This is a genomic window from Stenotrophomonas sp. 85239_Sma (genome assembly GCF_056481725.1).
In genome coordinates, this window is sequence record NZ_CM151163.1 from 4549832 (window position 1) to 4576807 (window position 26976).

The 26976-nt window shown below is 67.0% G+C and carries 15 protein-coding genes and 1 riboswitch; of the genes, 6 read left to right on the forward strand and 9 right to left on the reverse strand.

Annotation, left to right across the window (positions count from 1 at the left end; all coding sequences use genetic code 11):
• Nucleotides 1-35 precede the first annotated feature (35 nt).
• Entirely contained in the window at nucleotides 36-287 is a 252-nt protein-coding gene (locus ACYKG1_RS21155) for a GlsB/YeaQ/YmgE family stress response membrane protein (protein WP_025878785.1), read from the forward strand.
• A 36-nt stretch (nucleotides 288-323) separates the two neighbouring features.
• Here ACYKG1_RS21155 and xth read toward each other — a convergent pair whose 3' ends face one another.
• The 4 genes from xth to ACYKG1_RS21175 form a co-directional block, all read right to left on the reverse strand.
• The gene (gene xth, locus ACYKG1_RS21160) at nucleotides 324-1091 is read right to left on the reverse strand and encodes an exodeoxyribonuclease III (protein WP_262084198.1); all 768 of its coding nucleotides are present in this window, start codon (nucleotides 1089-1091) and stop codon (nucleotides 324-326) included.
• A gap of 95 nt (nucleotides 1092-1186) precedes the next feature.
• A complete protein-coding gene (locus ACYKG1_RS21165; protein ID WP_478471336.1) occupies nucleotides 1187-2596 on the reverse strand; it encodes a coniferyl aldehyde dehydrogenase in 1410 nt (469 codons plus the stop codon).
• Between the two features lie 155 nt (nucleotides 2597-2751).
• Nucleotides 2752-4416 carry an MFS transporter gene (locus ACYKG1_RS21170; RefSeq protein WP_100474815.1) on the reverse strand — a complete coding sequence of 555 codons (1665 nt, stop codon included), beginning with the start codon at nucleotides 4414-4416 and terminating at the stop codon, nucleotides 2752-2754.
• Between the two features lie 95 nt (nucleotides 4417-4511).
• Nucleotides 4512-5939, reverse strand: a complete 1428-nt coding sequence (locus tag ACYKG1_RS21175) for a DcaP family trimeric outer membrane transporter (protein ID WP_478471339.1) — start codon at nucleotides 5937-5939, stop codon at nucleotides 4512-4514.
• A 245-nt stretch (nucleotides 5940-6184) separates the two neighbouring features.
• Here ACYKG1_RS21175 and acs point away from each other — a divergent pair, with 245 nt between their 5' ends.
• From acs to ACYKG1_RS21190, 3 genes are all read left to right on the forward strand, one after another.
• Nucleotides 6185-8128 (forward strand): acetate--CoA ligase, encoded by a 1944-nt coding sequence (acs, locus tag ACYKG1_RS21180; RefSeq protein WP_262228015.1) that lies wholly within the window; start codon nucleotides 6185-6187, stop codon nucleotides 8126-8128.
• Nucleotides 8129-8210: 82 nt separating this feature from the next.
• Nucleotides 8211-8876: a response regulator transcription factor gene (locus ACYKG1_RS21185; protein ID WP_006477308.1), complete on the forward strand. Its 666-nt coding sequence runs from the start codon at nucleotides 8211-8213 to the stop codon at nucleotides 8874-8876.
• 180 nt (nucleotides 8877-9056) lie between these two features.
• A riboswitch (yybP-ykoY riboswitch) is annotated at nucleotides 9057-9146 on the forward strand.
• An 88-nt stretch (nucleotides 9147-9234) separates the two neighbouring features.
• On the forward strand, nucleotides 9235-9810 hold the full coding sequence (locus ACYKG1_RS21190; protein ID WP_478471341.1) for a manganese efflux pump MntP: 576 nt from the start codon (nucleotides 9235-9237) through the stop codon (nucleotides 9808-9810).
• 39 nt (nucleotides 9811-9849) lie between these two features.
• Here the strand turns inward: ACYKG1_RS21190 and ACYKG1_RS21195 are convergent, their stop codons facing one another.
• Together ACYKG1_RS21195 and ACYKG1_RS21200 are read right to left on the reverse strand one after the other, a co-directional pair.
• On the reverse strand, nucleotides 9850-13296 hold the full coding sequence (locus ACYKG1_RS21195) for a hybrid sensor histidine kinase/response regulator (protein ID WP_478471343.1): 3447 nt from the start codon (nucleotides 13294-13296) through the stop codon (nucleotides 9850-9852).
• 135 nt (nucleotides 13297-13431) lie between these two features.
• Nucleotides 13432-15579, reverse strand: a complete 2148-nt coding sequence (locus tag ACYKG1_RS21200) for a S46 family peptidase (protein WP_478471345.1) — start codon at nucleotides 15577-15579, stop codon at nucleotides 13432-13434.
• A gap of 127 nt (nucleotides 15580-15706) precedes the next feature.
• On the opposite strand from ACYKG1_RS21200, the gene ACYKG1_RS21205 reads away from it, so the two are divergent.
• Together ACYKG1_RS21205 and ACYKG1_RS21210 are read left to right on the forward strand one after the other, a co-directional pair.
• Nucleotides 15707-17395 (forward strand): Hsp70 family protein, encoded by a 1689-nt coding sequence (locus tag ACYKG1_RS21205; RefSeq protein WP_478471347.1) that lies wholly within the window; start codon nucleotides 15707-15709, stop codon nucleotides 17393-17395.
• Nucleotides 17392-19005, forward strand: a complete 1614-nt coding sequence (locus tag ACYKG1_RS21210; RefSeq protein WP_478471349.1) for a J domain-containing protein — start codon at nucleotides 17392-17394, stop codon at nucleotides 19003-19005. The genes ACYKG1_RS21205 and ACYKG1_RS21210 overlap by 4 nt, the downstream gene beginning before the upstream one ends.
• 19 nt (nucleotides 19006-19024) lie before the next feature.
• Here the strand turns inward: ACYKG1_RS21210 and ACYKG1_RS21215 are convergent, their stop codons facing one another.
• From ACYKG1_RS21215 to glyS, 3 genes are all read right to left on the reverse strand, one after another.
• Nucleotides 19025-22882, reverse strand: a complete 3858-nt coding sequence (locus tag ACYKG1_RS21215; RefSeq protein WP_478471350.1) for a translocation/assembly module TamB domain-containing protein — start codon at nucleotides 22880-22882, stop codon at nucleotides 19025-19027.
• Nucleotides 22879-24675 (reverse strand): autotransporter assembly complex protein TamA, encoded by a 1797-nt coding sequence (locus tag ACYKG1_RS21220; protein WP_478472780.1) that lies wholly within the window; start codon nucleotides 24673-24675, stop codon nucleotides 22879-22881. Before ACYKG1_RS21220 ends, ACYKG1_RS21215 begins: the two co-directional genes overlap by 4 nt.
• A gap of 213 nt (nucleotides 24676-24888) precedes the next feature.
• Nucleotides 24889-26964, reverse strand: coding sequence for a glycine--tRNA ligase subunit beta (gene glyS / locus ACYKG1_RS21225; RefSeq protein WP_100474826.1), 2076 nt, complete (start codon nucleotides 26962-26964; stop codon nucleotides 24889-24891).
• Between the last annotated feature and the right edge of the window lie 12 nt (nucleotides 26965-26976).

Genomic DNA, 26976 nt, shown 5'->3' on the forward strand with positions numbered 1-26976 from the left:
TCAACTGGTCACAGTTCCCCACCGGAGGTTCGATCATGGGCATCATCATCTGGCTGATCGTCGGCGGCATCGTAGGCTGGCTGGCCAGCATCATCATGAAGCGCGATGGCCAGCAGGGCATCATCCTCAACATCGTGGTCGGCATCGTCGGCGCGCTGATTTCCGGCTGGCTGTTCGGCGGCGGCATCAACGAAGCGATCACCCTCCGCACCTTCCTGTTCTCGCTGATCGGTGCGGTCATCCTGCTGGCGATCGTCAACCTGTTCACCCGCAAGAGCATACGGTGAACTGACGGATAGCGCCGGGCATGGCCCGGCGCTATCTCAACCGATCTGCACCCACGCCGGCGCGTGATCGCTCGGGCGTTCCCAGGTACGCGGCTCACGGTCGATGCCCGAGGCCACCGCACTGCCCTTCAGCGCGTCTGACACCAGGGTCAGGTCGATGCGCAGGCCCAGGTTGCGGCGGAAGCCGGCGGCACGGTAGTCCCACCAGCTGAAGGTGCCGGACTCGTCGTTGTGCAGGCGGAAGCCATCGTGCAGGCCCAGCTGCAGCAGCTTGTTGAGCGCGCCGCGCTCGGCGGTGGAAGTCAGGATGTGGTTGTCGTTCCACACCGCCGGATCGTGCACGTCGCGCGCGTCCGGGGCGATGTTGAAATCGCCCATCACGACCAGCTTCGGGTGCCGCTGCAGTTCCTGCGCGATCCAGGCATGCACCGCCTCAAGCCAGCGCAGCTTGTACTCATACTTGTCGGTGCCGATGTCCTGGCCGTTGACCACGTACAGGTTGATCACCCGCAGGTCGCCGAAGGTGCCGGCGATGACGCGCTTCTGCTCGTCCTCGAAACCGGGAATGCCGATCTGCACGTCCTGCGCCGGCTCACGCGACAGCAGCGCCACGCCGTTGTAGGTCTTCTGGCCGGCGAACACGCTGCGGTAGCCCGCGGCGATCAGCGCCGAATCGGGGAACTTGTGGTCCTCCAGCTTGGTTTCCTGGATACCGACGATGTCCGGGCCGAACTCCTTGAGCCACTGCTCCAGGTGCGGCAGGCGGACATTGAGCGAATTGACGTTCCACGAGGCGATCTTCATGGGGGCATTCTAACCGGGTGGGCGGGGGCGGGGACCGGCCCGGACTCCCATGTAGAATCGGCCCCGGAATCAGTAGAGCCACGCCATGCGTGGCTTCACCGCAGCAACAGCTTCAACAACCCCGCAATCTTCGAATACGGCGGCCGCAACCGGTCACTGGCCGCCCAGCGCGACTGCCACAGCACCGGCAGCCGCTTGCTCATGGCGTCGAACCCGGCCCGGCCGTGGTACGCGCCCATGCCGCTGGCGCCCACGCCGCCGAACGGCAACCCATCGGCGGCGAAGTGCAGCAGCGTGTCATTCACCGTCACCCCGCCGGCCACTACCTGGCCGAGGATGCGCTCCACCGTGGCCCGGTCATGGCTGAAGGGATACAGCGCCAGCGGCCGATCGCGGGACAGCACATCGGCCAGCGCGCCGTCCAGGTCCGGGTAGGCCCGCACCGGCAGGATCGGCCCGAAGATCTCCTCGCGCATCAGGTCCAGGTCCTCCGGCGGGTCCAGCACCACGGTCGGCACCAGCAGGCGCTCGCGGTCGGCGCGCGCTTCATCCACCTGTGCCAGCGGAATCACCGGCACGCCGCGTTCGCGCGCCTGCGCCAGATAGCCCTGCAGGCGCCGGTACTGGCCTTCGTTGATGATGCGCGTGTAGTCGTCGGCGTCGCTGAAGTCGCCATAGCGCTCGCGTACCTGCTGCTGCAGCGCCTGCACGAACTCGCGCTGGCGCGCGGTGTCGATCAGCACGTAATCCGGCGCGATGCAGGTCTGGCCCGCGTTGAACCACTTGCCGGTGGCCAGCCGTGCGGCAGCCTTCTCCAGTGGGAAATCGCGGCAGACGATGGCCGGCGACTTGCCGCCCAGTTCCAGCGTGACCGGCACCAGATGCTCGGCGGCAGCGGCCATCACCTTGCGGCCAACCGCCGTCGAGCCGGTGAACAACAGATGGTCCAGCGGCAGCGATGACACGGCTGCGGCCACGTCCGCCCCACCCTGCACCACCGCCACCCGATCGGGCGGGAACACACTGGCGAGCAGATCGGCCAGGAACGCGCTGGTGCGCGGGGTGTGCTCGGAGGGTTTCAGCAGCACGTGGTTGCCGGCGGCAATCGCGGTGGCCAGCGGCACCAGCGCCAGCGTCACCGGGTAGTTCCACGGCGAGATCACCCCGACCACGCCCAGTGGCGTCGGCCGCAGCTGCGCGCGCGCCGGCCACAGCCGCCAACCGGCGCCGACGCGCTGCGGCGTCGACCAGCGGCGCAGATGGCGGCGCAGGTGGTCGATGGCCGAGAGCACGCTCATGCCATCGGCCAGCTTCGATTCGACGTGGGCGCGATGGCCGAAGTCCTCGGCGATGGCCTGGGCCATTTCGTCCAGGCGCGGCTTCAGCGCCTCACGCAGGCGGCGCAGGTCGGCTTCGCGCTGGTCCAGCGATGGACGCTGGACCTGCCACGCACTGCGCAGAGTGTGCAGGAGGGCGGGGAGGTCGGCCGGCATGGTGATGGTCATGGAGCGACTATACGGGGTGCAGCACGTCTCGATGGGGTCAGATCCCTTTCGCAGGCGAAAGGGATCTGACCCCAAAAACAGGGAAACAAAAGGGCCGCGGTCTGCACCGCGGCCCCTGAAACCCGGTGGGTGCCGACCGTTGGTCGGCACGCCGATTACTTGGTGATATCCACGTCCTTGGTCTCGCGCAGGAACAGGCCACCAATCACCACCGACATCAGCGCGATGATGATGGGGTACCACAGGCCGTAGTACAGGTTGCCGGTACCGGCCACCAGTGCGAACGAGATCGCCGGCAGGAAGCCACCGAACCAGCCGTTGCCGATGTGGTACGGCAGCGACATCGAGGTGTAGCGGATGCGGGTCGGGAACAATTCAACCAGGTAGGCGGCGATCGGGCCGTAGACCATGGTCACGTACAGCACCAGCAGCCACAGCATGAGGATGGTGCCGGCATAGTTGATACGCGAGCTGTCAGCCTTGGCCGGGTAGCCGGCGGTGGTCAGGGCGGTCTTCAGTTCCGCACCGAACGCATCGGCCTTGGCTTTGCCCTCTTCCTTGGTCAGGCCGGCCGCCTCATACGAGGTGACGCTGGCGCTGCCCACGTTCACCATCGCCAGCGAACCGGCGGCGGCGGGCTGCACGTCGTACGGCACACCGGCCTTGGTCAGCGCGGCGGTGGCCACGTCGCAGGAGCTGGTGAACTTGCGCAGGCCGACCGGATCGAACTGGAACGAGCAGGTGGCCGGATCGGCCACGACCAGGGCCGGCGAGCTGCTGCGGGCCTCTTCGATGGCCGGGTTGGCGAAGTGGGTCAAGCCCTTGAAGATCGGGATGTAGGTGACGGCGGCCAGCAGGCAGCCGGCCAGGATGATCTTCTTGCGGCCGATACGGTCGGACAGCCAGCCGAAGAAGATGAAGAACGGCACGCCCAGCGCCAGCGCGGCCGCGATCAGCAGGTAGGAGGTGGTGGCATCGACCTTCAGCATGCTGCTGAGGAAGAACAGCGCGTAGAACTGGCCGCCGTACCAGACCACCGCCTGGCCAGCCGCAGCACCCAGCAGGACCAGCAGCATCAGCTTCAGGTTGCCGCCCTTCAGGCTGTCACGGAACGGGGTCTTGGAACCCTTGCCCTCGGACTTCATCTGCTGGAACAGCGGCGATTCGCTCAGCTGCAGGCGGATCCACACGGACACGCCCAGCAGCAGGATCGAGACCAGGAACGGAATGCGCCAGCCCCAGGCTTCGAAGGCTTCGTTGCCGAGGAAGTAGCGGCAGGCCAGGATGATCAGCAGCGACATGAACAGGCCGAGCGTGGCCGTGCACTGGATGAAGCTGGTGTACAGGCCGCGCTTGTCGTCCGGCGCATGCTCGGCCACGTAGGTGGCGGCACCGCCGTACTCACCGCCCATCGCCAGGCCCTGGGCCAGGCGCAGGATGATCAGGATCACCGGTGCGGCGAAGCCGATCGAGGCGTAGTTGGGCAGCACGCCGACCAGGAAGGTCGAGATGCCCATGATCAGGATGGTGACCAGGAAGGTGTACTTGCGGCCGATGCGGTCGCCGAGGCTGCCGAAGAAGGCCGCGCCGAACGGACGCACGAAGAAGCCGGCAGCGAAGGCCAGCAGGGCGAAGATCATGCCCGTGGTTTCATTGACGCCACTGAAGAACTGCTTGGCGATGATGGCGGCGAGCGAGCCGTACAGGAAGAAGTCATACCACTCGAAGACCGTACCCAGGCTCGAGGCGAAGATGACCTTCTTGTGGCCCTTGGTCAGGGTGCCCGCTGGATTGTGCGGGCTTGATGCAGTGCTGGACATAAGACGCTTCCCCTCCGAAGCAATCGTTGTTGGTGGGTGCCGACTGTTGGTCGGCACTCAATCTCGGTAGGTGCCGACCGTTGGTCGACACTCGATCAGAAGCTGTACTTCGTGGTGAACTGCAACCGGGTGATGTCACCCTTGTTGCCGTTCTCCACTTCGCGACGGCCGTACATCAGCTCGGCACCGATATCGACCTTGGGCAGCGGTGAGTAGAAGATGTTGCCGCGGATGCTCTGCACGCTCTTGGTCACCAGCGGGCCGAGGATGCTGTCGTTGTCGTAGTCGCTGCGCGCGTAGATGAGGTTGGTGCGCAGCTTCGGCGAGAACGCATGCCGCCAGCCCACGTAACCGGCAAGCACGCCGGTCGGGTTGAGCTCGTCGCGGGCCACGTCGTAGGCGCTGTCGGCGGTGATGCCCAGGCCGATGTAGCGGGCGATGCCTTCGCCGCCGGTCAGCTGGTAGTGCAGCGAGTCGCTGTCACCCATCACCCACTTGCCGCCCAGGGTCAGGCCGCCGGCCACCTTGTCGGCCTTGGCGCCGGTGGCCTGGTTGTCGACCTTCAGCTGGCGGACGATGCCGCCGACACCGAACGTGCCCCAGTCGCCCTTCCAGCCATAGCGCATGGTCAGATCAGGCAGGCTGCCACGGTCGGAGTTGGCGCTGGCATTGGTCCAGGCCCCGGTAACCGGGTTGCGGGTACCGGTGAGGGTGGTGGTTTCGGGGTTTTCCAGCGCGACGCTGAAGCCACCCTGGGTGTAGCGCACCTGGGCCTGGCGCACGAAGATCACGCCGTCGGTGGGGCCGACGAAGTCGACCGCTTCCGGCAATGCGGCCGCGTCCATGAAGTTGGACCAGGTCTGGCCGGCCATCCAGTTGTTCCAGTACATGTAGGCGTGGCGCAGGGTCACACCGTAGGTATTGGTGGCGGTCTGGTTGCCCAGCGAGTTGCCGAAGAAATCCATCTCGAAGAACGCACCGGCCTTGTTGCCGGATTCGCTCACGTTGTCGATGCCCAGGTTGAAGCGCGAGAACTTGGCGTGGGCGTTGAAGTCGGTGCCCGAACGCTTGCCGCTGCCGCCGGCGCCTTCCACCGGCGTCTGGCCCGGCAGGTACAGGGAGCGGCCGGTGGCGTCGTCGGCCAGCTGGCCATCGCTGGTCTGGGTAGCCAGGAAGTCGGCCTTGATGAAGCCGCCGATCTTGACCGTCGTGCCGGGCGCGGCGCCCGGGGTGATGGTGGTGACCTGGATCGGCTGCTTGCCGGCCGGCACCTGTGCGACCGGCTTCTGCTCGGCCTGCACGGTGCGGACTTCGGTCACCGCCTGCTGGGTCTGGCTGATCTGGGCCTGCTGTTGTTGCTGCGAAGACAGCAGCAGCTGGACCTGGCGTTCCAGTTCGGCAACGCGTGCTTCCAGCGCTTTCTCTTTGGCGGTCTCTGCGAACGCCATGCCCGGTGCGACCAGGGCGACCAACAGGCAGGCCGCCAAAGGTTTGCGCACGGCTTTCAACGTACGGTGGCTCATGTTGCCCTCTCTCCCAAGTGGCAAGGTGATGCCGCGCGTGGGGCACGGTCGAGCCGAGACTGCGGGGCGTTCGCGCACAGCGGCTATTGGCCATTGGTCGAACCCGGCCCTGCGGGGCGCTCACTTTCGACCATGGTCTAACCAGGGTGGTGACGCGGCCGGGGGTGGATGGGGCAAACTGAGGGGGATCGGTCGCTGCAATGCTGCGACCGCACATACAAAGTCAACGTGCAAGTGAGGGTGCCATGGCTGATATCTACCCCGTCGATCCGCAGTTCGCCGCCAAGGCACGCATCGACAAGACGTCGTACGAACAGCAGTACCAGGCTTCGGTGACCGACCCGGATGGTTTCTGGGGCAAGGCCGCCGAGCGCCTGCAGTGGATGCGCAAGCCGACGAAGATCAAGAACGTCAGCTACGACCTGTCCGATTTCCACATCAAGTGGTTCGAGGATGGCGAGCTCAATGCCAGCGTGAACTGCCTGGACCGCCAGCTCGAGAAGCGCGGCGACAAGACCGCCCTGCTGTTCGAGCCGGACGGCCCGGATGCACCGGCCCAGCACGTGACCTATCGCGAGCTGTACGAGCGCACCTGCCGCCTCGGCAACGCGCTGCGCAACCTCGGCGTCAAGAAGGGCGACCGGGTCACCATCTACCTGCCGATGATCGTCGACGCCGCGGTGGCCATGCTGGCCTGCGCCCGTATTGGCGCGATCCACTCGGTGGTGTTCGGTGGCTTCGCGCCGAACTCGATCGCCGACCGCGTCAGCGACTGCCAGAGCAAGCTGATCATCACCGCCGACGAGGGCCTGCGCGGTGGCCGGAAGATTCCGCTGAAGGCCAACGTCGATGCGGCGCTGAAGCTGCCCGGCACCAATACCGTGGAAACCGTGCTGGTGGTGCGCCACACCGGTGGCGCGGTGGACATGCAGGCGCCGCGCGACCGCTGGTTCCACGATGTGGTGGACAGCCAGCCGGCCAGCTGCGAGCCGGAACGCATGAACGCGGAAGACCCGCTGTTCATCCTCTACACCTCCGGTTCCACCGGCAAGCCGAAGGGCGTGCTGCACACCACCGGCGGCTACCTGCTGTACGCGGCCTACACCCATGAAGCGGTGTTCGACCTGCGCGAGGATGACATCTACTGGTGCACCGCCGACGTCGGCTGGGTCACCGGCCACAGCTACATCGTGTACGGGCCGCTGGCCAACGGCGCGACCTCGCTGATGTTCGAAGGCGTGCCGAACTACCCGGACACCTCGCGCTTCTGGAACGTCATCGACAAGCACAAGGTGACCATCTTCTACACCGCCCCGACCGCCATCCGTGCACTGATGCGCGAAGGCGAGGAGCCGGTGAAGAAGACCTCGCGCGCGTCGCTGCGCCTGCTTGGCAGCGTCGGCGAGCCGATCAACCCGGAAGCCTGGCGCTGGTACTACGAAGTGGTCGGCGACAGCCGCTGCCCGATCGTCGATACCTGGTGGCAGACCGAGACCGGCGGCATCCTGATCTCGCCGCTGGCCGGTGCGATGGACCTCAAGCCGGGTTCGGCCACCCTGCCCTTCTTCGGCGTGCAGCCGGCGCTGGTCAATGCCGATGGCGAGATCCAGGACGGCCCGACCGAGGGCAACCTGATCATCCGTGATTCCTGGCCGGGCCAGATGCGCACGGTGTACGGCGACCACCAGCGTTTCATCGATACCTATTTCCGCACCTACCCGGGCAGCTACTTCACCGGCGACGGTTGCCGCCGCGATGAGGACGGCTACTACTGGATCACCGGCCGCGTCGATGACGTGATCAATGTGTCCGGCCATCGCATCGGCACCGCCGAAGTGGAAAGCGCGCTGGTTTCGCACCCGAAGGTGGCCGAAGCGGCCGTGGTCGGCTTCCCGCACGACGTGAAGGGCCAGGGCATCTACGCCTACGTCACCCTGGTGGCCGAAGAAGCGCCGAGCGACGAACTGCAGAAGGAGCTGGTCGCCTGGGTACGCAAGGAGATCGGCCCGATCGCCACGCCGGACCATCTGCAGTGGGCACCGGGCCTGCCGAAGACCCGCTCGGGCAAGATCATGCGCCGCATCCTGCGCAAGATTGCCGAGAACGCGCCGGACCAGCTCGGCGACACCTCGACCCTGGCCGACCCGTCGGTGGTGGCATCGCTGGTGGACGAGCGCAAGGTGCGCTGATGCGTCACCCGGGGTCAGAGCCCTTTCCGCCAGGAAAGGGCTCTGACCCCATAGAGTTTCCCCCCCACGGTTCCCCCCGACCATGACCACCCTCCTGATTGCCGATGACCACCCGCTGTTCCGCGAAGCCCTGCGTGGGGCGGTGCAGCGGGTCATCCCCGGCGTGCAGCTGTTCGAGGCCGACAGCGTGGAAGCGCTGTATGCACTGGCCGACCAGCACAACGACGCCGACCTGGTCCTGATGGATCTCAACATGCCCGGTGCGCAGGGTTTCAACGCGCTGGTGCACATGCGCTCGCTGCACCCGCACCTGCCGGTGGTGGTGGTGTCCGCGCGCGAGGAAGCCACGGTAATGCGCCGCGCGCTCGACCACGGCGCGCTGGGCTTCATTCCGAAGTCGGCCGACTCGGACACCATCGGCCATGCACTGGGCACCATCCTTGATGGCGAGACCTGGGCACCACCGGAAGCGCACAACGTGCCGCCCACCGGCAGCGAAGAACGCGAAGTCGGCCAGCGCCTGCGCGAGCTGACCCCCCAGCAGTTCCGCGTTTTGCAGATGCTCGGCGCCGGCCGCCTGAACAAGCAGATCGCCTACGACCTCAACGTCTCCGAGGCGACGATCAAGGCGCACGTCACCGCCATCCTGCGCAAGCTGGGCGTGACCAACCGCACCCAGGCGGTGCTGATGGCCGGCAAGCTGGCGATCGACGACGACGCCATCGTGCTGCCGCCGGAAGAAGACTGAAGGTAGTGCCGGCCGCTGGCCGGCAATCCCCTGAAACCGCCTGAAACCGCTTCGGTGGGTGCCAAGCTTGCTTGGCACGCCCTTGCTTCGTCCTTTATAGCCATCGCTATACAAACCAGCCCTGCCTGCGCGTTTCGCTGGAAATGCGCCACGCGCGAATCGCGGTGCTAAGCTTCGCGTCCCCTTGGGGAGTAGCCGGATTCCTTCGCAGGAATCGTCCACGTCAACATACTCGGCCAGTGCGCCGTGGCGTGGACAACCATGATGGTTGGCGAGACCAGCGGCCCGCGCGCGCAACGTCAGGTTGGGCGCGAGCGCAGGCCGTGCGTCCGTCCTAGCCCGACCTCAGCCGCCGCCCATGTCCCCCCTTTCGATCCTCCTGATCGGCTTTGCCATGTCCACCGATGCCTTCGCCGCGGCGATCGGCAAGGGTGCGGCCATGCGCAAGCCGGTGTTCCGCGACGCACTGCGTGCCGGCATCATCTTCGGCGTCATCGAGGCGATCACGCCCATCATCGGCTGGCTGCTCGGTCGGGCCGCCCTGCAGTACGTCGAAGCCTTCGACCACTGGATCGCGTTCGGCCTGCTCGGCGCGCTGGGCATCCACATGATCTACAACGGCCTGCGCCCGGACAGCGCCAAGGACGATGAAGATCCCTCGCAGCACCACGGCTTCTGGAAGCTGGCGCTGACCGGCTTCGCCACCAGCATCGATGCGATGGCGGTGGGTGTCGGCCTGGCCTTCATGGACGTGCATATCGGCGTGATGGCTGCGGTGATCGGCCTGTGCACGTTGACCATGGTCACCGTCGGCATCATGCTCGGCCGCGTACTGGGCAGCATGGTCGGCAAGCGTGCGGAGATCATCGGCGGCGTGATCCTGGTGATCATCGGCGCGACGATCCTGTACGAACACCTGCACGGCGTGGGGTAACACATCCGCGATTACGTGGTTGCCGGCCAGCGGCCGGCACTACTGCGCGTCGCGCAGCGCGCCCAGGAAGGCGCGCAGCGAGGCCGGCTTGATCGGCTTGGTCAGCACGCGGTAACCGCGTTCGCGCGCCATCCGCTTCAGCTCATCGCGACCATCGGCAGTCAGCAGCGCACCCGGCAGCGGGTAACCGGCTGCCTCGCGCAGCGCCACCAGCGCGTCCAGGCCATCCATGCGGTCGTGCAGGTGGTAATCCACCAGCATCACCTGTGGGCGCTCGGCGATCTTCTCCAGCGCCTGGTCGACGGTTGCGGCGGTGATCACCTGCACCTGCCAGCGGCCGAGCAGCGCGCGCATGCCGTCGAGGATCTCCTCGTCGTTGTCCACGCACAGCACGCGCAGGCCGGCCAATGAATCGCTGCGCACCGGCGCGGCGACGGCCTGTACCGGGGTCGCCAATTCGGTGTAGCCCGGCAGCGGCGCCACCCGCGGCAGGATGATCGAGAACATCGACCCTCTGCCGACCCGGCTGCGGGCATTGAGCCGATGGTCGAGCAGGCGCGAGATGCGCTGGCAGATCGACAGGCCCAGGCCCAGGCCTTGCTCGCCCCAGTCGAACGGCTGCTGGTAGCGGTGGAACTCGTCGAAGATCTGCCGCATGTGATGCTCGGGAATGCCGGGACCGGTATCCCACACCTGCAGTTCCACTTCGTCGCCGCGCTGGCGCACGGCCAGCACGATGCGGCCCTGGCGGGTGTAGCGCAGCGCATTGGCCAGGAAGTTCTGCAGTACCCGGCGCAGCAGGCGACGGTCACTGCGTACCCAGGCCGGGCGCGCGAACAGGTCCAGGCGCAGGCCACGGCCGGCCGCGACCGGGGTGTACTGCGCGGCCAGTTCGCGCATCAGCGCGCTCACGTCGAACTCGCCGATCACCGGGTGCAGGCCGCCGGCATCCAGCCGCGACACATCCAGCAGGCCATCGAGCAGTTCTTCGGCCGCACGCAACGACGCGTCCACGCGCTCGGCCAGATGCTTCTGCTCGTCGCTCACATGATCACTGTCGCGCAACGCGGAAGCGAACAACCTTGCGGCATTCAGCGGCTGCAGCACGTCGTGGCTGATCGCCGCCAGGAAGCGGGTCTTCGACTGCTGCGCGACCTCGGCTTCATGCGAGCGCTCGGCCACGCGCTGTTCCAGCGTCTCATTCGCTTCCAGCAGCGCTTTTTCCGCGTGCTTGTAGTCGGTGATGTCGTTGTAGCTGGTCACGTAACCGCCACCGGGCAGCGCCTGGCCGCGCATCTCGATCACCTTGCCATCGCTGCGGGTGCGCTCGAACACGTGCGGTGAACCGGCACGCATGTAGCCGATGCGGCGGTTGATCTGCACTTCGATATCGCCCTCGCCCAGCTCGCCGCGCTCGGCGTTGTAGCGGATCAGGTCGGCCACCGGGCGGCCCACGTAGAGCATGCCGTCGGGGTAGCCGAACATGTCCTGGTAGCGGCGGTTCCAAGCGGTCAGTCGCATGTCCGGGTCGACCACGCTGACCCCGGCGCTGATGTTCTCCAGCGTGGTCGACAGGATCTCGCGGTTGAAGCGCAGCTCCTGCCCCGCTTCGTCCAGCACCGCCACCACTTCGCCCAGGTCCATGCCCGAACCACGCAACAGGCTGGTCAGCAGCAGGCGGGCTGAGGCGGCACCAATGGACGCGGCCAGCAGGCGTTCGGTGAACTGCACCCACGGCCGGTCCGCAGGCGCCGAGGATTGCAGCTCGCGGCCGAGCGACTGCGCCTGCTCGAAGAACGAACGCCGCGCATGGCGCTCGCCCACCACGCGCGAGGCCAACGCCAGCAGGTCGCCCACGTGCACGTGGCCGGGCCAGCCACCCGCCACCGACGGGCGCTCGGCATACGGGTCGAGGAACGGTGCAGCGCGCAGCCGTTCGTCCACGCCGGGCCGCCAGCGCGCAGACACCAGCATCATCGTGGCCGCATTGACCAGCAGCGACCAGAACGTGCCGTGGGTCAGCGGATCCCAGCCGGTCATGCCGAACAGCTGTTGCGGGCGCAGCCACTCGATGCCGAACGGGCCGTGCTGCACCCAGTCGGCATCGACCCAGCCGGCCATGGTCATCGCCGGCAGCAGCAGGGTGTACAGCCAGGTGGCGAAGCCCAGCAGCATGCCCACTTCAACGCCGCGCCGGCTGGCACCGCGCCAGTACAGGCCACCGATCAGGCCGGGCGCGAACTGCGCCACCGCCGCGAACGCCATCAGGCCGTACGAGGCCAGCGTGCTGTCGTTGCTGCTGGTGCGGTAGTAGCTGTAGGCCATCAGCGCCAGCAGCAGGATCGCCAGGCGGCGGATCCACAGCACGCGCGAGGCGACGTCGGCGGCCTCCTGGTGGTCACCGCTACGGCGCAGCAACACCGGCATCACCAGGTCGTTGCTGACCATGGTGGCCAGCGCGATCGACGACACGATGACCATGCCGGTGGCCGCCGAGAAGCCACCCACGTAGGCGATCAGCGCCAGCGCGTTGCGGCCCTCGGCCAACGGCAGGGCCAGTACCATCGAATCGTCGGCGACGCTGCCCCCGGTGCCGAACAGGGTCACGCCGGCGGTGGCGATCGGCAGCACCATGCCCGAGATCAGCACCAGGTAGCCGCCGAACATCCAGCGCGCGCGGCGCACATCGCGCACGTCACCGCACTCGACCACGGCCACGTGGAACTGGCGCGGCAGGCAGATGATGGCGAGGAAACTGAGCAGGGTCTGCGAGATGAAGCCCACCGGCGGCAGCCCGGTGAACAGCGTATGCACTGATTCAACCACCGCGTCGCTGCGGTTGCTCAGCCACAGGTAGGCGAACACGCCTACGGCCAGCATCGCCAGCAGCTTGATCACCGACTCGAAGGCAATCGCCAGCATCATGCCGTGGTGATGCTCGGTGGCATCGACCTGGCGGGTACCGAACAGGGTGGCGAACAATGCCATCAGCAACGCCACGTACAGCGCCGGGTCGGTGAAGAAGCCGGTCGGGCCGGTGTTGCCGGTCAGCACCTGCAGGCTCATCGCCACCGCTTTGTACTGCAGGGCCAGGTACGGAATGATGCCGATCAGCGCGATGATCGCCACCAGCGCCGCCAGCCGCCGCGAGCGGCCGAAGCGCGAAGAGATGAAGTCGGCGATGGACACCACGTTCTGGCTGCGCGCGATCAGCGCCAGGCGCTCGATGATGCGCCAGCCGAACAGCAGCAGCAGCAGCGGGCCGATATAGATCGGCAGGTAGCCCACGCCGTTGCGCACGGCGGTGCCGACCGCGCCATAGAACGTCCACGACGAGCAGTACACGGCCAGCGCCAGGCTGTAGACCACCGGCCGCAGCCACGGCCGGTCGGGGTACATCGGCCGACGGTCACCCCACCACGCCACGCCGAACAGCAGCGCGGCATAGGCAACCGAGACCAGCAGCAGGATCCAGCTGGAGACCACGCGTGCGTTTCCGTCGGAAGAACCCGCAGTGTAGGCCACGCGTGGCCGGGGGTGCGGGCTCGTTGGGGGCAACCACCCCCACCAAGGTGGGGGCCTACGCGGTGCGGGCCACGACCATTGGTCGTGGCCGGCTTCTTACTGGGCCGGCACGCCCATTTCCTTCAGCAGTTCCGGTGCCGGGTAGACCTTGGCCAGCAGCCAGCGCAGGTAGCGCATGTCCACGTGCACGGCGCGCTTGTAGCGCGGGTCGAACCACCAGCTGGCGCTGACCGACTCCCAGTTGCTGTCGAAGTTCAGGCCGATCAGTTCGCCCTTGGCGTTGAGCACCGGCGAGCCGGAGTTGCCGCCGGTGGTATCCAGGTTGGTCAGGAAGTTGACCGTCTGGGTCTTCAGCGCCGGGTCGGCGGTGCTGCCGAAGTCACCCTTGGCAATCGCCGCCAGCAGCGGCTTGGGCGCATCGAACGGATAGGCGTTGGTGTTCTTCTCGACGATGCCGGCCACGGTGGTCACCGGCGAGTAGGTCACGCCGTCGCGCGGATGCAGCGCTTCGACCTTGCCGTAGCTGATGCGCAGCGTGCGGTTGGCATCCGGGTACACCGCGCGGCCCTGCTTGGCACGCCAGGCGAACAGCGCCTGCATGTAGGCCGGGCGCAGGCGCAGCTGCTCGCCTTCGCGGGTCTTGCTCTCGTTCTCGATGCGCAGCTGCGCGGCCACCAGCGGGCCGGCCAAGGCGATCAGCGGATCGGCAGCCAGCGCCTTGCCTTCGCGGGCAGCAGCGAAGCGCGACAGGCGCTGCGCCTCGTCACCCAGCTGGGTGCCGGCGTACAGGGTGTCCAGTGCCTTGGCCAGCTGCTCCGGGGTACGGCCGAAGGCCGTATCGAACTCGGCCACGCGCTGCGCGTCAGGCAGCTTCTGGTAGCGGGTCAGCAGGGTGGTCAGCAGCGCCTTCTCGACTTCCGGCGCGTAGCGGCGCTGGACCTGCTTGAGCACGCCTTCGATCATCGCCTGGTCGCGCTGCTGGTAGCCGCTATCGCGCTGCGCATCCGGCTTGGCCGATTCGATGCGCAGGCGCTCCAGCAGCAGCGCCGAACGCAGCAGCTGGCTCTGCGCGGCCATCTGCTCCAGCAGCAGGTCACGCTCGCCCACCGCCGCGCCCTGCGACAGGTTGGCCAGCAGCGCCTTGATGTCGCTCTGGTACTTGCGGTCGGTGGCGGCCAGCATGGCCGTCTCGTCGGCCGCACGCTGGGCCTTGGCGTCGCTGCGCAGCAGGCCTTCCAGCTCACCGGCGGCGCGCTTGCGGTTGTTCTTCAGCGACTGCAGCTGCGAGGCGTAGCGGGTGCGCGCCTGCGCGTCCTTGGCGCTGGCGGCCTCGATGGTGTCGATCATCTGCTGGAACACCGACACGCGGCGCGGCAGCACGGTATCGATCTGGCCGGCGAATTCGGCGGCGGTACGGTGGCGATAGGTGATGCCCGGATAACCGGCCAGCATCGCGTAATCGCCTTCCTTCGGGCCTTCCACCGACATCTGCAGGTGTGCCGGTGCCTGGTAGGGCACGTTGTCCTTGCTGTAGGCAGCTGGCTTGCCATCCTTGCCGACATAGGCGCGCAGCAGGGTGAAATCGCCGGTGTGGCGCGGCCACATGAAGTTGTCGATCTCATCACCGTAGTTGCCGATCGCACGTGGCGGCGCATACACCAGGCGCACGTCGCTCAGTTCCAGCTGGGCAATGCGGTAGAAATCGGTGCCGTAGTACATGTTGGCCACCGAGCAGCGCACGCTGCCGTCCTTCTCGCACTCGGCCACGATCTGCTTGCTGGCCGCATCCACGGCATCGAAGTAGGCACGACCGGTCTTGCCACGGGCCTGCGCCAGCACCTGGTCGGTCACCTTGTCGAAGCCGACGGTGACCAGCACGCGGAAGTCCGGGTTGGCCGGGCGTTCGTCGGCACGGTCCTTGGCGATGAAGCCACCATTGATCAGGTCGTGCTCGGGCGAACTATTGTACTGGATCACGCCCATCGCCACGTGGTGGTTGGTCAGCAGCAGGCCGTCGGCGGACACGAACGAACCGGTGCCGCCGCCGGCACGCACCACGGCGCTCAGCGGCGGCGCAGTGACGTTGGCCAGGTCGGCCGGATTGCCCTTGAAACCTGCGGCCTGCAGCGGCTTGGCCAGTTCCGGCAGCTGGGTCGGCATCCACATGCCTTCATCGGCGTGGGCACCGGCGGCGAGGGTCAGGCCCAGGGCCAGGGCGGTGGGAAGGGCTTTGCGTGGTGACATGAGGCAATCCGGTACGACAGAACAGCCCGGGACCATAGCTGTTGGGGCGCTGTCGGGCAACGCCCGATGGTCAGGGGGTCGGGGCCACTCCTACAATCGCGGTTCCCTGCACAACGGACGTCAGCAGATGATTGTTGGAATCGACCTGGGCACGACGCACTCGCTCATCGGTGTGCATTCGTCGGATGGACCGCGCCTGTTCCCCAATGCCCATGGCGAGCTGTTGACCCCGTCGGTAGTCAGTCTCGACGGCGACGTCGTGCTGGTGGGTGCTCCCGCTCGCGATCGCCTGATCAGCCACCCTGATCAGAGCGTGGCCCATTTCAAACGCTGGATGGGCAGCAACCGTGAAACCCGGCTGGGCGATCGCGTATTCCGTCCCGAGGAGCTTTCGGCGCTGGTGCTGCGTTCATTGCTGGCCGATGCGGAAGCCGTGCTCGGGCAGAAAGTGGAAGAAGCGGTCATCAGCGTGCCTGCGTATTTTTCCGACGCCCAGCGCAAGGCCACCCGCGCCGCCGGCGAACTGGCTGGCATCCGGGTCGAGCGCCTGATCAACGAACCCACCGCCGCCGCGCTGTCCTATGGCCTGCAGCAGCGCGAGGAGGAAGCTCGGGTGCTGGTACTGGACCTTGGCGGTGGCACCTTCGATGTCTCCATCCTGGAACTGTTCGAAGGTGTGGTGGAAGTCCATGCCAGCGCCGGCGACAACTTCCTTGGCGGGGAAGACTTCCTGCGGGTGCTCGAGCAGGCGTTGCTGGCCGAACAGGGCCTGCGGGCGGCCATGATCGCCCCGGGCGAACGTGCACAGCTGCTGCGCCGGCTGGAACTTTTCAAGCGCGAACTGAGCCAACAGGGCAGCGGCCACCTGCAGTTCAACCTGGAAGGCCGCGAATTGGACTGGCAGCTGGATGAGGCACGCTACGCGCAGTTGTGCGACCCCCTGCTGCAGCGCATGCGTGCGCCCATCGAACGGGCCATCCGTGATGCCCGCCTGAAGCCGGAGGCGCTGGACGACATCGTGCTGGTGGGCGGTGCCGTCCGCATGCCGATGATCAGCCGGCTGGTGACCCGCATGTTCGGTCGCCTGCCATTGCGGCATGTCAACCCGGACCAGGCCATCGCCATGGGCGCGACCGTGGCGGCCGGCCTTAAAGCGCGCGACCAGTCACTGCGCGAAACCGTGCTGACCGATGTCTGCCCCTATACGTTGGGCATACAGGTGTGCCGTCGCGATGCATCCGGCCAGGAGCGCGGCGGCTACTTCCATCCGATCATCCAGCGCAACAGCGTGGTGCCGGTCAGCCGCGAGGACGATTTCTGCCCAATCAACGATGCACAGACACAGCTGGTACTGGACATCTACCAGGGCGAAAGCCCCACCGTGGACCGCAACATCAAACTGGGTGAAATCCGCATTCCGTTGAAGGGAAAGGGCCCGGCCCAGGAAAAAAGCGTGACTGCCCGCTTCACCTACGACGTCAACGGATTGCTGCAGGTGGAGGTGACCGAACATGCCAGCGGGACCCGGCATGAGCTGATCCTGGAACAGAACCCCGGCCTGCTGTCACCGGACGAGATCCAGCAGCGGCTCGCGGCACTGCAGTCATTGAAAGTGCATCCGCGCGACGATCAACCGAACCTGGCCGTAGTGGCCCGACTGGGTCGGCTTTACGAAGAGTGCCTCGACCAGCGCGATACCCTGCAGAGATGGCTGTCGCAGTTCCATGCTGCGCTGGAGAGCCAGGACCTGGCCCGTATCGAACGCCACCGCGAGGAATTGACCCACGCCATGGATTCGCTGGAGATCGATGCATGAGGCGGGGGCTGGACGTCCTCGAACTGGACGAGGATGCTGACGAGCGGGCGATCAAGCGAGCCTACGCCAGGCTGTTGCGGGTAACCCGGCCTGACGATGATCCGGTTGCGTTCCAGCACCTGCATGAGGCTTACCAGTCTGCGTTGTCATGGGTGAACCAACGCGCTCAGCCCCTCGACATCGATCAGGACAAGCACGCCTTGCCGCCGATGCAGGATCCATCGCTGGAACCGGCGTCGCGTGCACATATCGATGCGATACACGCAGCGATCGCGCTGGATCGCCAGCTGGAGCAGGAACGCGGGCCATACGGCCATGACCCTGTCCGGATCGTGCAGACCACACCGATGCCGCCAGCCGACACCGGGTTGGACAAGGTGGTAGAGCCGTCGCAGAGCGATCCGCACGGGCCTGACGCGTTACCAACGGCGCACGCCCTGGCACCGCAGCCCACGCTCGCCCCTGCTGGCGACGGCGAGCGATCGCCACTGCGTTCAGTGGATCAGATGGTCGCGGCCATCCTGATCCGACTGGCTGCAGCTGCCCGGGGCAGCGACGATGACACGACCGTGCCCGCGCTGGAAACCTGGCTGCAGGCTCAACCCGAGCTATGGTCCCTGCATGACAAGGCGCTCATCGCGGCGTCCCTGCTGGAGCAACTGCGCGAGGCGTCCCCGCCTCTGCCGCGGGAGGTGGTCGAGCACATGGCCAGCAGCTTCGGCTGGGATGATATCGGCAACGGACTCGATGCCGAGGATCTGCAGCGGATCGTGCGTCGCTGCGATCAGGCCTGGATGCTCACGGATGCGGGCCGGCAGCGCCTGGCGTGGCATGTTTCGCGGCTGGACACCTCCATCGTGCGCCCGGATATGCGCCCGGTGCTGGACCGGTTGCGCCGCCCGCGCAGCCGCTGGCGCAACCTGCTGGAGTCGCTGCCGTGGTCGCGGCCCGACATCACGGTGCTGACGTTGGCGGCACTGCGTTACTGGCCCGATCGTGAGCTGCCGCCAGGCCTGTCCGCCACGCAGGTGGCGTTCTGGAGTCGCTTCGGCAGCCGTCAGGATCCTCTGCGTTCGCAGGTGGCCGCCCTTCGGGCCTGGTTGGCCGGCCTGCTGTGCGGCACGATCTGCCTAGTCGGCGTGATCAACAGCTGGCCACTGGCCTCCACCGAGGGCGGCATGACCGGCGGTGCGAAGGCCGCGCTCAGCCTCGCGATCGGCACGCTGCTGATTCCACTCGGCTGGTACCTGATCTGCGGATTACGGATGCTGATCAGCTGGCAGGTGAACCCGGTTGCGGCTGGAAGCTGGCGGCAGGTCGCCTCGCTTCCAGTTATTGTCGTTGTCGGTGCCGGCCTTCTGCTGCTGTTCCAGCATGAGTCGTTCCCGGATATGTCTGGGATCCTGTTGGCTCGTGGACTGGTGTTCGCGCTCTGGTTGGTGGCATTCATCGGTGCCACCACGCAGCGCCAGCGGCTCGGTATGGCCGACCATGGCGCCCTGGACCGCGTCAGCATGATGCCCGGCCTGATTTTTCCCTGGTTGGGGCTGGTGATCGTGCTGGGCTATTGGGCCCGCACCCAGGTGCTGCGGCGCAGATCGCCGCAATGATGCATCCATGTGCGGCGGGTTACTTCTCCCGCCGCCAGTTGATCGACCCCCGGTTTTCCACCGTGCTCGATTCCACTTCCACATCGAAGCCGCGACGCAGCAGGTACTTCAGCGTGATCACCGAACCGGCACCGACCAGCGACACGCCGTAGCCGACGTACAGCTTGGGCGAGATGTACTTGCCAACGCCGATCACCGAGCCACCCAGCGCGCGCGACTGGCTCACGCCGGCATCGTCCAGGCCCAGCTTGGCACCCAGCTGCGAGGCCAGCAGGCCACTGCCGGCAGAGAGTGCCGCCGAGGCCGCGTTGACCTGCTGGGTCTGGTCGCTGCTGGCACCGGTCAGGCTGCGTCCCAGCACCAGATAGGCCAGTGCCTCGGACTGCGACATCGCCGGATCGGACCACACGTCCGCGCGCGGCTGCTGCGCACGCCCGGTCACGTCGATGCCGGCGGTGACATCACCGATCCGGCGCTCGGCGCGGATGTTGATGCGCGGGTCGGACACCGCGTTGTAGTTCCAGGTGAGGTTGCCGCGGGTGATGGTCAGGTCCTGCCCATACGCCTTGTAGCGGCCGCTCACTTCCAGGCCGCCATTGGCGGTCATTTCACGGCCGGGCTTGGCCCAGACCTGCATCTTGCCGGTCAGTGCACCCTTCAGACCGAAGCCGGTCATTTTCACCTTGTCACCGAGGCTGACCACCAGGTCCATGTCCAGCGGCGAAGTGCGCGACTCTTCCGGATCGGCCGGGTCGAGCACCACCACGTCTTCGGACACCGAGGTGCCGCGGTCCAGGCGCTCCAGATCGATGTCGGCCTCGGGCACGTGCACCGTGCCACGCAGCTCCATCGCGGCCTTGGCCAGGGTGAAGTCGAGGTTGGGATTGGCGACGATGCGCAGTTCGCTGGTGTTGGACAGCAGCACATTCTCGCCGTGGATCTTCAGCTGCAGCGGCTGTGCATCGCCGAACCACGACAGGCCACCATCCACGTACAGCGTGCCCTGGCCCGAGTTGGCCTGCGCAGTGATCTTGGCCGAACCGTCGGGCTGGGCCACGAAGCTGCCCTTGCCCTGGTCGAAGGTCAGGCCCAGCGCCGGGAATTCACCCTTGAAGTTGCTCAGCTGCGCGTCACCGCCCAGCGACGGCTGGCCGCGCGTGCCGCGCAGGCTGACGTGGCCTTCGATCAGGCCGGTCGGTCGCACGATGTCCGGCGAGAACAGCTCCAGCCAATACAACCGCGACATGTTGAGGTAGAGCTCTCCGTTCAGCGGTGCGCTGGCTTCCCAGCCGGTCTGCATCCTGGCGTCGACGAAGCCGTTGCCCTGGAAGCCCATGCCCAGGTAGCCCTTGATGCTGGCGGGGGTCATGTCCAGCTTCAGCGAGAACTGGTCATAGCGCACCAGCTCGCCACGGGTGGTGTCGCCCACGGCGTTGCGGTTCTCGCCCAGGCGCACGCCGCCTTCCTTCGAGCGCACTTCCACATGACCTTCCCAGGCGTTGCCGCGCGGGCGGATCTGCGCATCCAGGCTGACATCGCCACGCAGGTAGATGCGACGGCCGGACTGCGGCGGCAACCACGGCTGTACCAGCGCCAACGGCAGCGCATCACTGCGCACCACCAGGCCCTCGCGCGGCCAGTTGGCCTGTGCGCACAGTGCGCCGCTGCTGGCGGCGACCAGGCAGGCTTCGGACAGCGTGTAGGTGCTGCCGTTGATCGCGAACGCCGCCGGTGCACGCAGCGACCAGGCATCGCCCTTCACCGGTGCGATGCGCAGCGATGCCAGCTCGCCACGCCACTGCGCACCCTGCTGGCGCACGCTGCCCTGCAGCTCGATCGCGCCCATCTCGTTGCGGGTCTGCGCTGCCAAGCGCAGGTTGGAGACACTGCCCTGCGCATCCACATTCAAGCGTTCCAGCAGCATGCCAGCGTTGACCTGCTGGCCCTGCACCGCCAGCGTGCCGCTGTCGCCACGCCAGGGCAGGTGGCCCTTGATGCTCACGCTCTCGGCGCCGTAGCCGTCCCAGTTGAGATTGTTGCCGACCAGGTCGGCGGTGATGTCCGGCGCATCGCGCGGGCCCTTCACCTGCACCTGGCCACGCAGGCCACCATCGGCGCCCGGCAGCAGGTCGCTCAGCTGCAGCGGTTCGAAACGCGCATCGATGTCGAGGCGGTCACCGACCTTGCCCGATGCGGTCACCCGGCTGCTGCCCAGCGACAGCTTCAGGTCGCCCTGGCCCTGCGCGCCCTGCAGCGCGAACTTGCCCTGTGCGTCGAGGTTGCGCTGGCGCAGCATGCCCTTCAGCGAGGGCAGGTCCACCGTGGCTTCCAGCGTTCCGGCGGTGCCCGGTGCGGCATTGGCCGGCGGCGGCAGCTGGCGGCCCTTGGAGGCCAGGTTGCCGGACAGGCGGCCGTTCCAGCCCGGCACGAAATAGCCAGGGTCGAAGTCCTTCAGCGTGGCCTTGGCGTCCCAGTCCAGCTGCGGCGCCCAGGCCACCTGGCCTTCCACCTGCAGCTGCCCACCCGGGGTCTGCGCCTGCAGTTGGTGGATCGACGCGGCCTGGTCGTTGCCGCGCACGTCGAAGCGCAGCTGCGCCTTCTGCGCATCACGCTCCACCTCCGCGCGGCCGATCGCGGCCCAGGCCTTCAACGTCCCGGCCAGGCCGAAGCGCGCTTCCTTCAGGGTCACCGGTACCGGTGCGCTGCCGGCGGTGTTCGGATCGGGCACCGGCACATAGGTCAGGTCCCGTGCGACCACCGAGAAGTTGAGCTTCTGCTGGTCTTCCTGGCTGAAATCAGCGGTGCCCTCCAGGCGGGCTTCGCCACCGAGGCCCTTCACCAGCAGCGGTGAAACCTTCAGCACCTGGTCCTGCAGCGATACCACCGACGGTGCCAGCTCCAGTTCCTGGTCACCCTGCTTTACCTTGCCGCGCAGATTGGCGTTGCCGCCCTTGCCGGCAGCAGTGAAGTCCAATGCCAGTGGCGCGATCGCCGAGTTGGCCAGTGCCGGCGACAGCAGCGCCAGATCCAGCTCGTCGCTGCGCACGCTGGCGCTCCAGCTCGGGTCGGTGCGGCCATCGAACACCAGCATGGCGTGCAGCGGCTTCGGCGCACGTCCAGCCAGCGCGACTTCCATGTGCGACAGGTCACCACGGGCGACCAGGCCAAGCGTCGCGGCGGTGCGACCACGCGGGGCCGGCAGCACTGCGGTGACGGTCACGTCGGTGTCGTAGTCCTTGGCCGGGATGTAGCGGCCTTGGGCGGTGAAATTGCCCATGTCGCTGTCCACGACCAGTTTGCGCGCCTGGAACTCGCCGTTGGCGATCTCGATGCCGCCACGCACGCGGCTGATGTCGATCACCGGCTCGTTGGCCTGGCTGATGCGGAAACCATCGATGGCGATGGCATCGGCCTGGATCGCCAGCGGCATTTCAATCTGCGGCAGCGAATCGGGCCAGGACGGCAGCTTGAACGGCTCGTCACTCTTGGCCAGGTTCAACGTCGCATTGGTCAGCTCTAGCTTGTCCAGCAGCAGCTTGCGGCCCAGCAGTGGGCGCAGGTCCGGCTCCAGGTGTGCACGCTCGGCATGGAAATGGATGTCGTCGTAGCGGAAGTCGACGTTGTACAGGGTCAGCGGGCCAGCCACCGGGCCGTCCACCTTGTCCCAGGTGAAGCTGGCGCCCACCGGCAGCCGCGCCACCACCTGTGCCAGCAGCACATCGCGGCCGGCCACGGTCTGCAGCAACCAGTACACCGCCAGCAGGGCCAGCAGCACCAGCCCGATCACGCCGGCGCCGGACCACGCCCAGAAGCGGCGGCGGCGGTAGAAGCGCACGCGCGGCGGCGGCGTGCTGGGGGTCGGTGCAGGCGTGCTCACAGGTCCGCTCCGATGTTCAGGTACAGCTGGAACTGCGAATCCGGGTTGTTCAGGCCATGCGCCACGTCGATGCGCACCGGGCCCACCGGCGATTTCCAGCGCACGCCGAAGCCAACGCCGGTATGCAGGTCGATGGTGTCGTCAAAGGCACTGCCAGTGTCAACGAACACCGCCGCGCCCCAAGGGCCCCCATTGAAATAGTGCTCGTACTCGGCCGAGCCGATCACCAGGTTCTTGGCGCCCAGCGCGTACTTGTCCGGCGCCGGCGTGCGCGGGCCGACCTCACGATAAGCGTAGCCACGGATGCTGCGGTCGCCGCCGGCGAAGTAACGCAGGCTCGGCGGCATCGCCACCAGGTCGCTGGTCCAGGTGGTGCCACCTTCGCCGCGCAGGATCAGGCGATTGCTTTCGCCCACCGGGATGTACCAGCGCAACACGGCGTTGGCCTGCACGAAGCTGGTATCCGAGCCGGCACCTTCGACACCGGCACGCATCGTCGCGGTGCCGCTGATGCCCTTGCGGGGGAACATCTCGTCGTCGACGTTGACGTAGTCGGCAACCATCTGCGGGTACACCAGCGTCGAGGTGTTGTAGACGGCGTCGGTGAATTCGGTGCCGGAGGCATAGCGCCAGCGCTCGCGCAGTGCGTTGACCGAGGCGATCGCAGTCCAGTGCTCGTTGATCTCGCCGCTGCGGCTGGCAATCAGCTTGAAGTTGCGCAGGTCGATGTAGTCGGTCTGCTCGTCATACGCACTGGCAGCGAAGGTGTACCAGCCATCGAGCCAGTTGAACGCCGGGATGCGGTAGCTGGTCACCAGGCTCTTGCGCTTCTGCGCATAGTCCAGCTGCGTGTTCATCTTATGGCCGCGGTTGTTCAGGAACCGCCGCTCGATGCCACCGCGCACACCCGGGCCGCTCTCGCTGCCGTAGCTCAGGCCGGCGGTGTAGATGGTGCGCTTGGCCCGGGTCAGCTTCACGTCCACCGGCACGTCGCCGTTTTCGTCGGCCTGGTCCGGCCGCGGCTGGATGTCGATCACGCTGAAGTAATCCAGCTTGGTCAGCGACTGCCGCAGGCGGTCCAGCTTGCCCTCGTGGTAGTAGCTGCCCTGGTCCCAGTACACCAGCGGATCGAACAGCTTGTCGACGAAGTAGTCCTGTTCGAAACGCACCGGGCCCATGTTGTAGCGGCGGCCGCTGTCCCAGGTCAGGTCGATGTCGGCGGCATTGTCGGCGCGGGTGATCTGCACCTGGCGCTGGGTGTAGTCGGCATCGAAATAACCACGCTCGGCCAGGCGCCGGGTGATGGTGATCTTGCTGGCTTCGTACTGGGTGTGCTCGAAGCGCTGGCCCTTGCGCGGCTTGAACGCGGCCAGATCGTCCTGCAGGTACTGGTCGTACATCGCCGGGCCGGTGATGTCGATGTGCTCGCGGCGCACGGTCACCGGGGTGCCCTTGTCGACATGGATGAGCACCCGCACGTGTTCGTCCTCGCGCGGCGCCTCGACCTTGATCACCGGGTTGTAGTACCCGAACGGCTCCAGTGCCTGGCGGGTCTGCCGCTCGGCCTGTGACAGCAGGTATTCCAGGCGCGATTCGCCCTGTACCTTGCCGATCGTGTCGTACAGCGACAGCGATTCCTGGATGTTCTCGATGATCGCGGCGTCGTCGCCCTTGTCCAATCCCTTGATGTCCACCTTGTCGATGGTGCCGCGCGCGTGGGCCACGGAAGTGGCGGCCAGCGACAGGACCATCAGCGGCAGGGCGTATTTCTTTGGCTGCATGCGGCACAGCATACCGACCGGAGGTGACGATGCGAAATGCATCACGTCATTCGGGATCGGTTGTTAAGTGGCGGTCAAAATACGCGCCTTTGTGGCGATCGTCGTGATCGCAGGCGAGGATGCCGGCATCGTGCGCGATGCCGGCAATGACCCCGATGGACATCCGCCGTCGATGCGGTGCGCGGTGGTAATGCCGGCCAGCGGCCAGCACTACCGATACGGGCGTCAGCTCGACAGATGCTCGATCGCCGCGACCTTGCCCAGGCGCTCACCCAGCATCGTCAGCAGCGCCAGGCGGTTGCCACGCAGCGCCGGATCCTCCGCATTGACCATCACGCCATCGAAGAACGCGTCGACCTGCGGGCGCAGGCGGGCCAGACGGGCCAGCACGGCCACGTAATCCTTGTGCTGCAGGCTGGCGCCGGTGTCGTCGATGGCTGCGGTGACCGCTTCGGCCAGCGCGCGTTCGGCATCTTCCTGCAGCAGCGCCGGGTCGATCTGGGCCGGAATGTCGCCCTCGGCCTTGCGCAGGATATTGCGGATGCGCTTGTTGGCCGCGGCCAGCGCCTCCGCTTCCGGCAGTGCCGCGAAGGTACCGATCGCATCCAGGCGGCGGTCGAAGTCGTACAGCGAGGCCGGCTTCAGCTCGGCCACCGCATTGAAGTGCGTGGCCGGCACGCCCTTGTCGGCGTAGTAGCCCTTCAGGCGGTCGAGGATGAAGTCGTACAGCTCGCCGACATCGGCCTGCACGTTGCGCGCGGCCAGGCCGGCGTTGGCGCTGGCCAGCAGCGCGCGCAGGTCCAGTTCGAAGCCGCTTTCAATGATCGTGCGGGCCAGGCCCAGCGCGTTGCGGCGCAGGCCGAACGGGTCCTTGTTGCCGGTCGGCTTCAGGCCAGCGGCGAAGCCACCGGCCAGCGTGTCGACGCGCTCGGCGATCGCCAGCACCTTGCCCAGCGGCGACAGCGCGATGTCATCGCCACCGAAGCGCGGCTGGTAGGCCTCGTCGATGGCCAGCGCGACCTCGGCCGATTCGCCACCAGCCACGGCGTAGTGGCGACCGGCGATGCCCTGCAGCTCCGGGAACTCGTTGACCATGCGCGACTGCAGATCGTTCTTGGCCAGCTCGGCGGCACGCCTGGCCTGCGCGGCATCGGCGCCGGCCTGGGGTGCGATCACCTCGGCCAGGGCGGCCACGCGCGCGACCTTGTCGGCCACGCTGCCCAGCTTGGCCTGGTAGGTCACCGTCTTCAGGCCCTCGCCCATCGACACCAGGCCCTGCTTCAGATCCTCGTCGAAGAAGAACTTGGCGTCGGCGAAGCGCGGGCGGATCACGCGCTCGTAGCCCTTGGCTACTTCGGCCACGTCCTTCGATTCGATGTTGGCGATGCCGATGAACTTCTCGGTCAGGGTGCCCGCGGCATCCAGCACCGGGAAGAACTTCTGGTTGATCTCCATCGTCTCGATCAGCGCTTCCTGCGGCACCGCCAGGAACGCACGCTCGAAGCTGCACAGCACCGCCGACGGCCACTCGACCAGGTTCACCACCTGCTCCAGGTTGTCGTCGGTGATGCGGGCGCTGCCACCGGCCTCGGCCGCGGCGGCCTCGACCTCGGCCACGATGCGCGCACGGCGCTCGCTCGGGTCGACCAGCACGAACGCGGCACGCAGGGCTTCCACGTAGTCCTGCGGCTGCGCCAGCGACACCGTCTGGTCGTGGTGGAAGCGATGGCCACGGCTGAGGCGGTCGGCCTGCAAACCGAACAGCTCGGCTTCGACCACGTTGGCACCGTGCAGCAGCACCAGCCAATGTGCTGGGCGAGCAAAGCCCCAGGCGTGGTCGCCCCAGCGCATCGGCTTGGGAATCGGCATCGCCGCGATCGCCTCGCGCAGGATCTCCGGCAGCAGGCTGGCGGTGCTCGCGCCCGGGGTCACCGCGCGGTGCACGAAGCGCTCACCCTTGTTGTCGGTGGTCCTCTCCAGCGCGGTCCAGTCGATCCCGGCCTTGGCGGCGAAGCCCTGCAGGGCCTTGGTCGGCTGGCCTGCGGCGTCCAGCGCGATGTTCAGGTACGGGCCCAGCACTTCGCTGTGCTGTTCCGGCTGCTCCAGGCCGACGCCCGGCAGCAGCACGGCCAGGCGGCGCGGGGTCGACAGCGGGCGCGCGTCGCCCAGTTCCAGCGCGACGCCACGCTTGCGCAGGCCTTCGACAACACCGTCGAAGAACGCCTGGGCCAGGCCCGGCAGCGCCTTGACCGGCAGCTCCTCGGTGCCCAGTTCGATCAGCAGGGGGGACAGTTGGCTCATCGGTTCGATCCT

Excerpts from the sequence above, each read along its gene's own strand:
- ACYKG1_RS21155 (WP_025878785.1), top strand. The coding sequence starts at position 36 with ATGGGCATCATCATCTGGCTGATCGTCGGCGGCATCGTAGGCTGGCTG.
- xth (WP_262084198.1), bottom strand. The coding sequence starts at position 1,091 with ATGAAGATCGCCTCGTGGAACGTCAATTCGCTCAATGTCCGCCTGCCG.
- ACYKG1_RS21165 (WP_478471336.1), bottom strand. The coding sequence starts at position 2,596 with ATGACCATCACCATGCCGGCCGACCTCCCCGCCCTCCTGCACACTCTG.
- ACYKG1_RS21170 (WP_100474815.1), bottom strand. The coding sequence starts at position 4,416 with ATGTCCAGCACTGCATCAAGCCCGCACAATCCAGCGGGCACCCTGACC.
- ACYKG1_RS21175 (WP_478471339.1), bottom strand. The coding sequence starts at position 5,939 with ATGAGCCACCGTACGTTGAAAGCCGTGCGCAAACCTTTGGCGGCCTGC.
- acs (WP_262228015.1), top strand. The coding sequence starts at position 6,185 with ATGGCTGATATCTACCCCGTCGATCCGCAGTTCGCCGCCAAGGCACGC.
- ACYKG1_RS21185 (WP_006477308.1), top strand. The coding sequence starts at position 8,211 with ATGACCACCCTCCTGATTGCCGATGACCACCCGCTGTTCCGCGAAGCC.
- ACYKG1_RS21190 (WP_478471341.1), top strand. The coding sequence starts at position 9,235 with ATGTCCCCCCTTTCGATCCTCCTGATCGGCTTTGCCATGTCCACCGAT.
- ACYKG1_RS21200 (WP_478471345.1), bottom strand. The coding sequence starts at position 15,579 with ATGTCACCACGCAAAGCCCTTCCCACCGCCCTGGCCCTGGGCCTGACC.
- ACYKG1_RS21205 (WP_478471347.1), top strand. The coding sequence starts at position 15,707 with ATGATTGTTGGAATCGACCTGGGCACGACGCACTCGCTCATCGGTGTG.
- ACYKG1_RS21210 (WP_478471349.1), top strand. The coding sequence starts at position 17,392 with ATGAGGCGGGGGCTGGACGTCCTCGAACTGGACGAGGATGCTGACGAG.
- ACYKG1_RS21220 (WP_478472780.1), bottom strand. The coding sequence starts at position 24,675 with ATGCTGTGCCGCATGCAGCCAAAGAAATACGCCCTGCCGCTGATGGTC.
- glyS (WP_100474826.1), bottom strand. The coding sequence starts at position 26,964 with ATGAGCCAACTGTCCCCCCTGCTGATCGAACTGGGCACCGAGGAGCTG.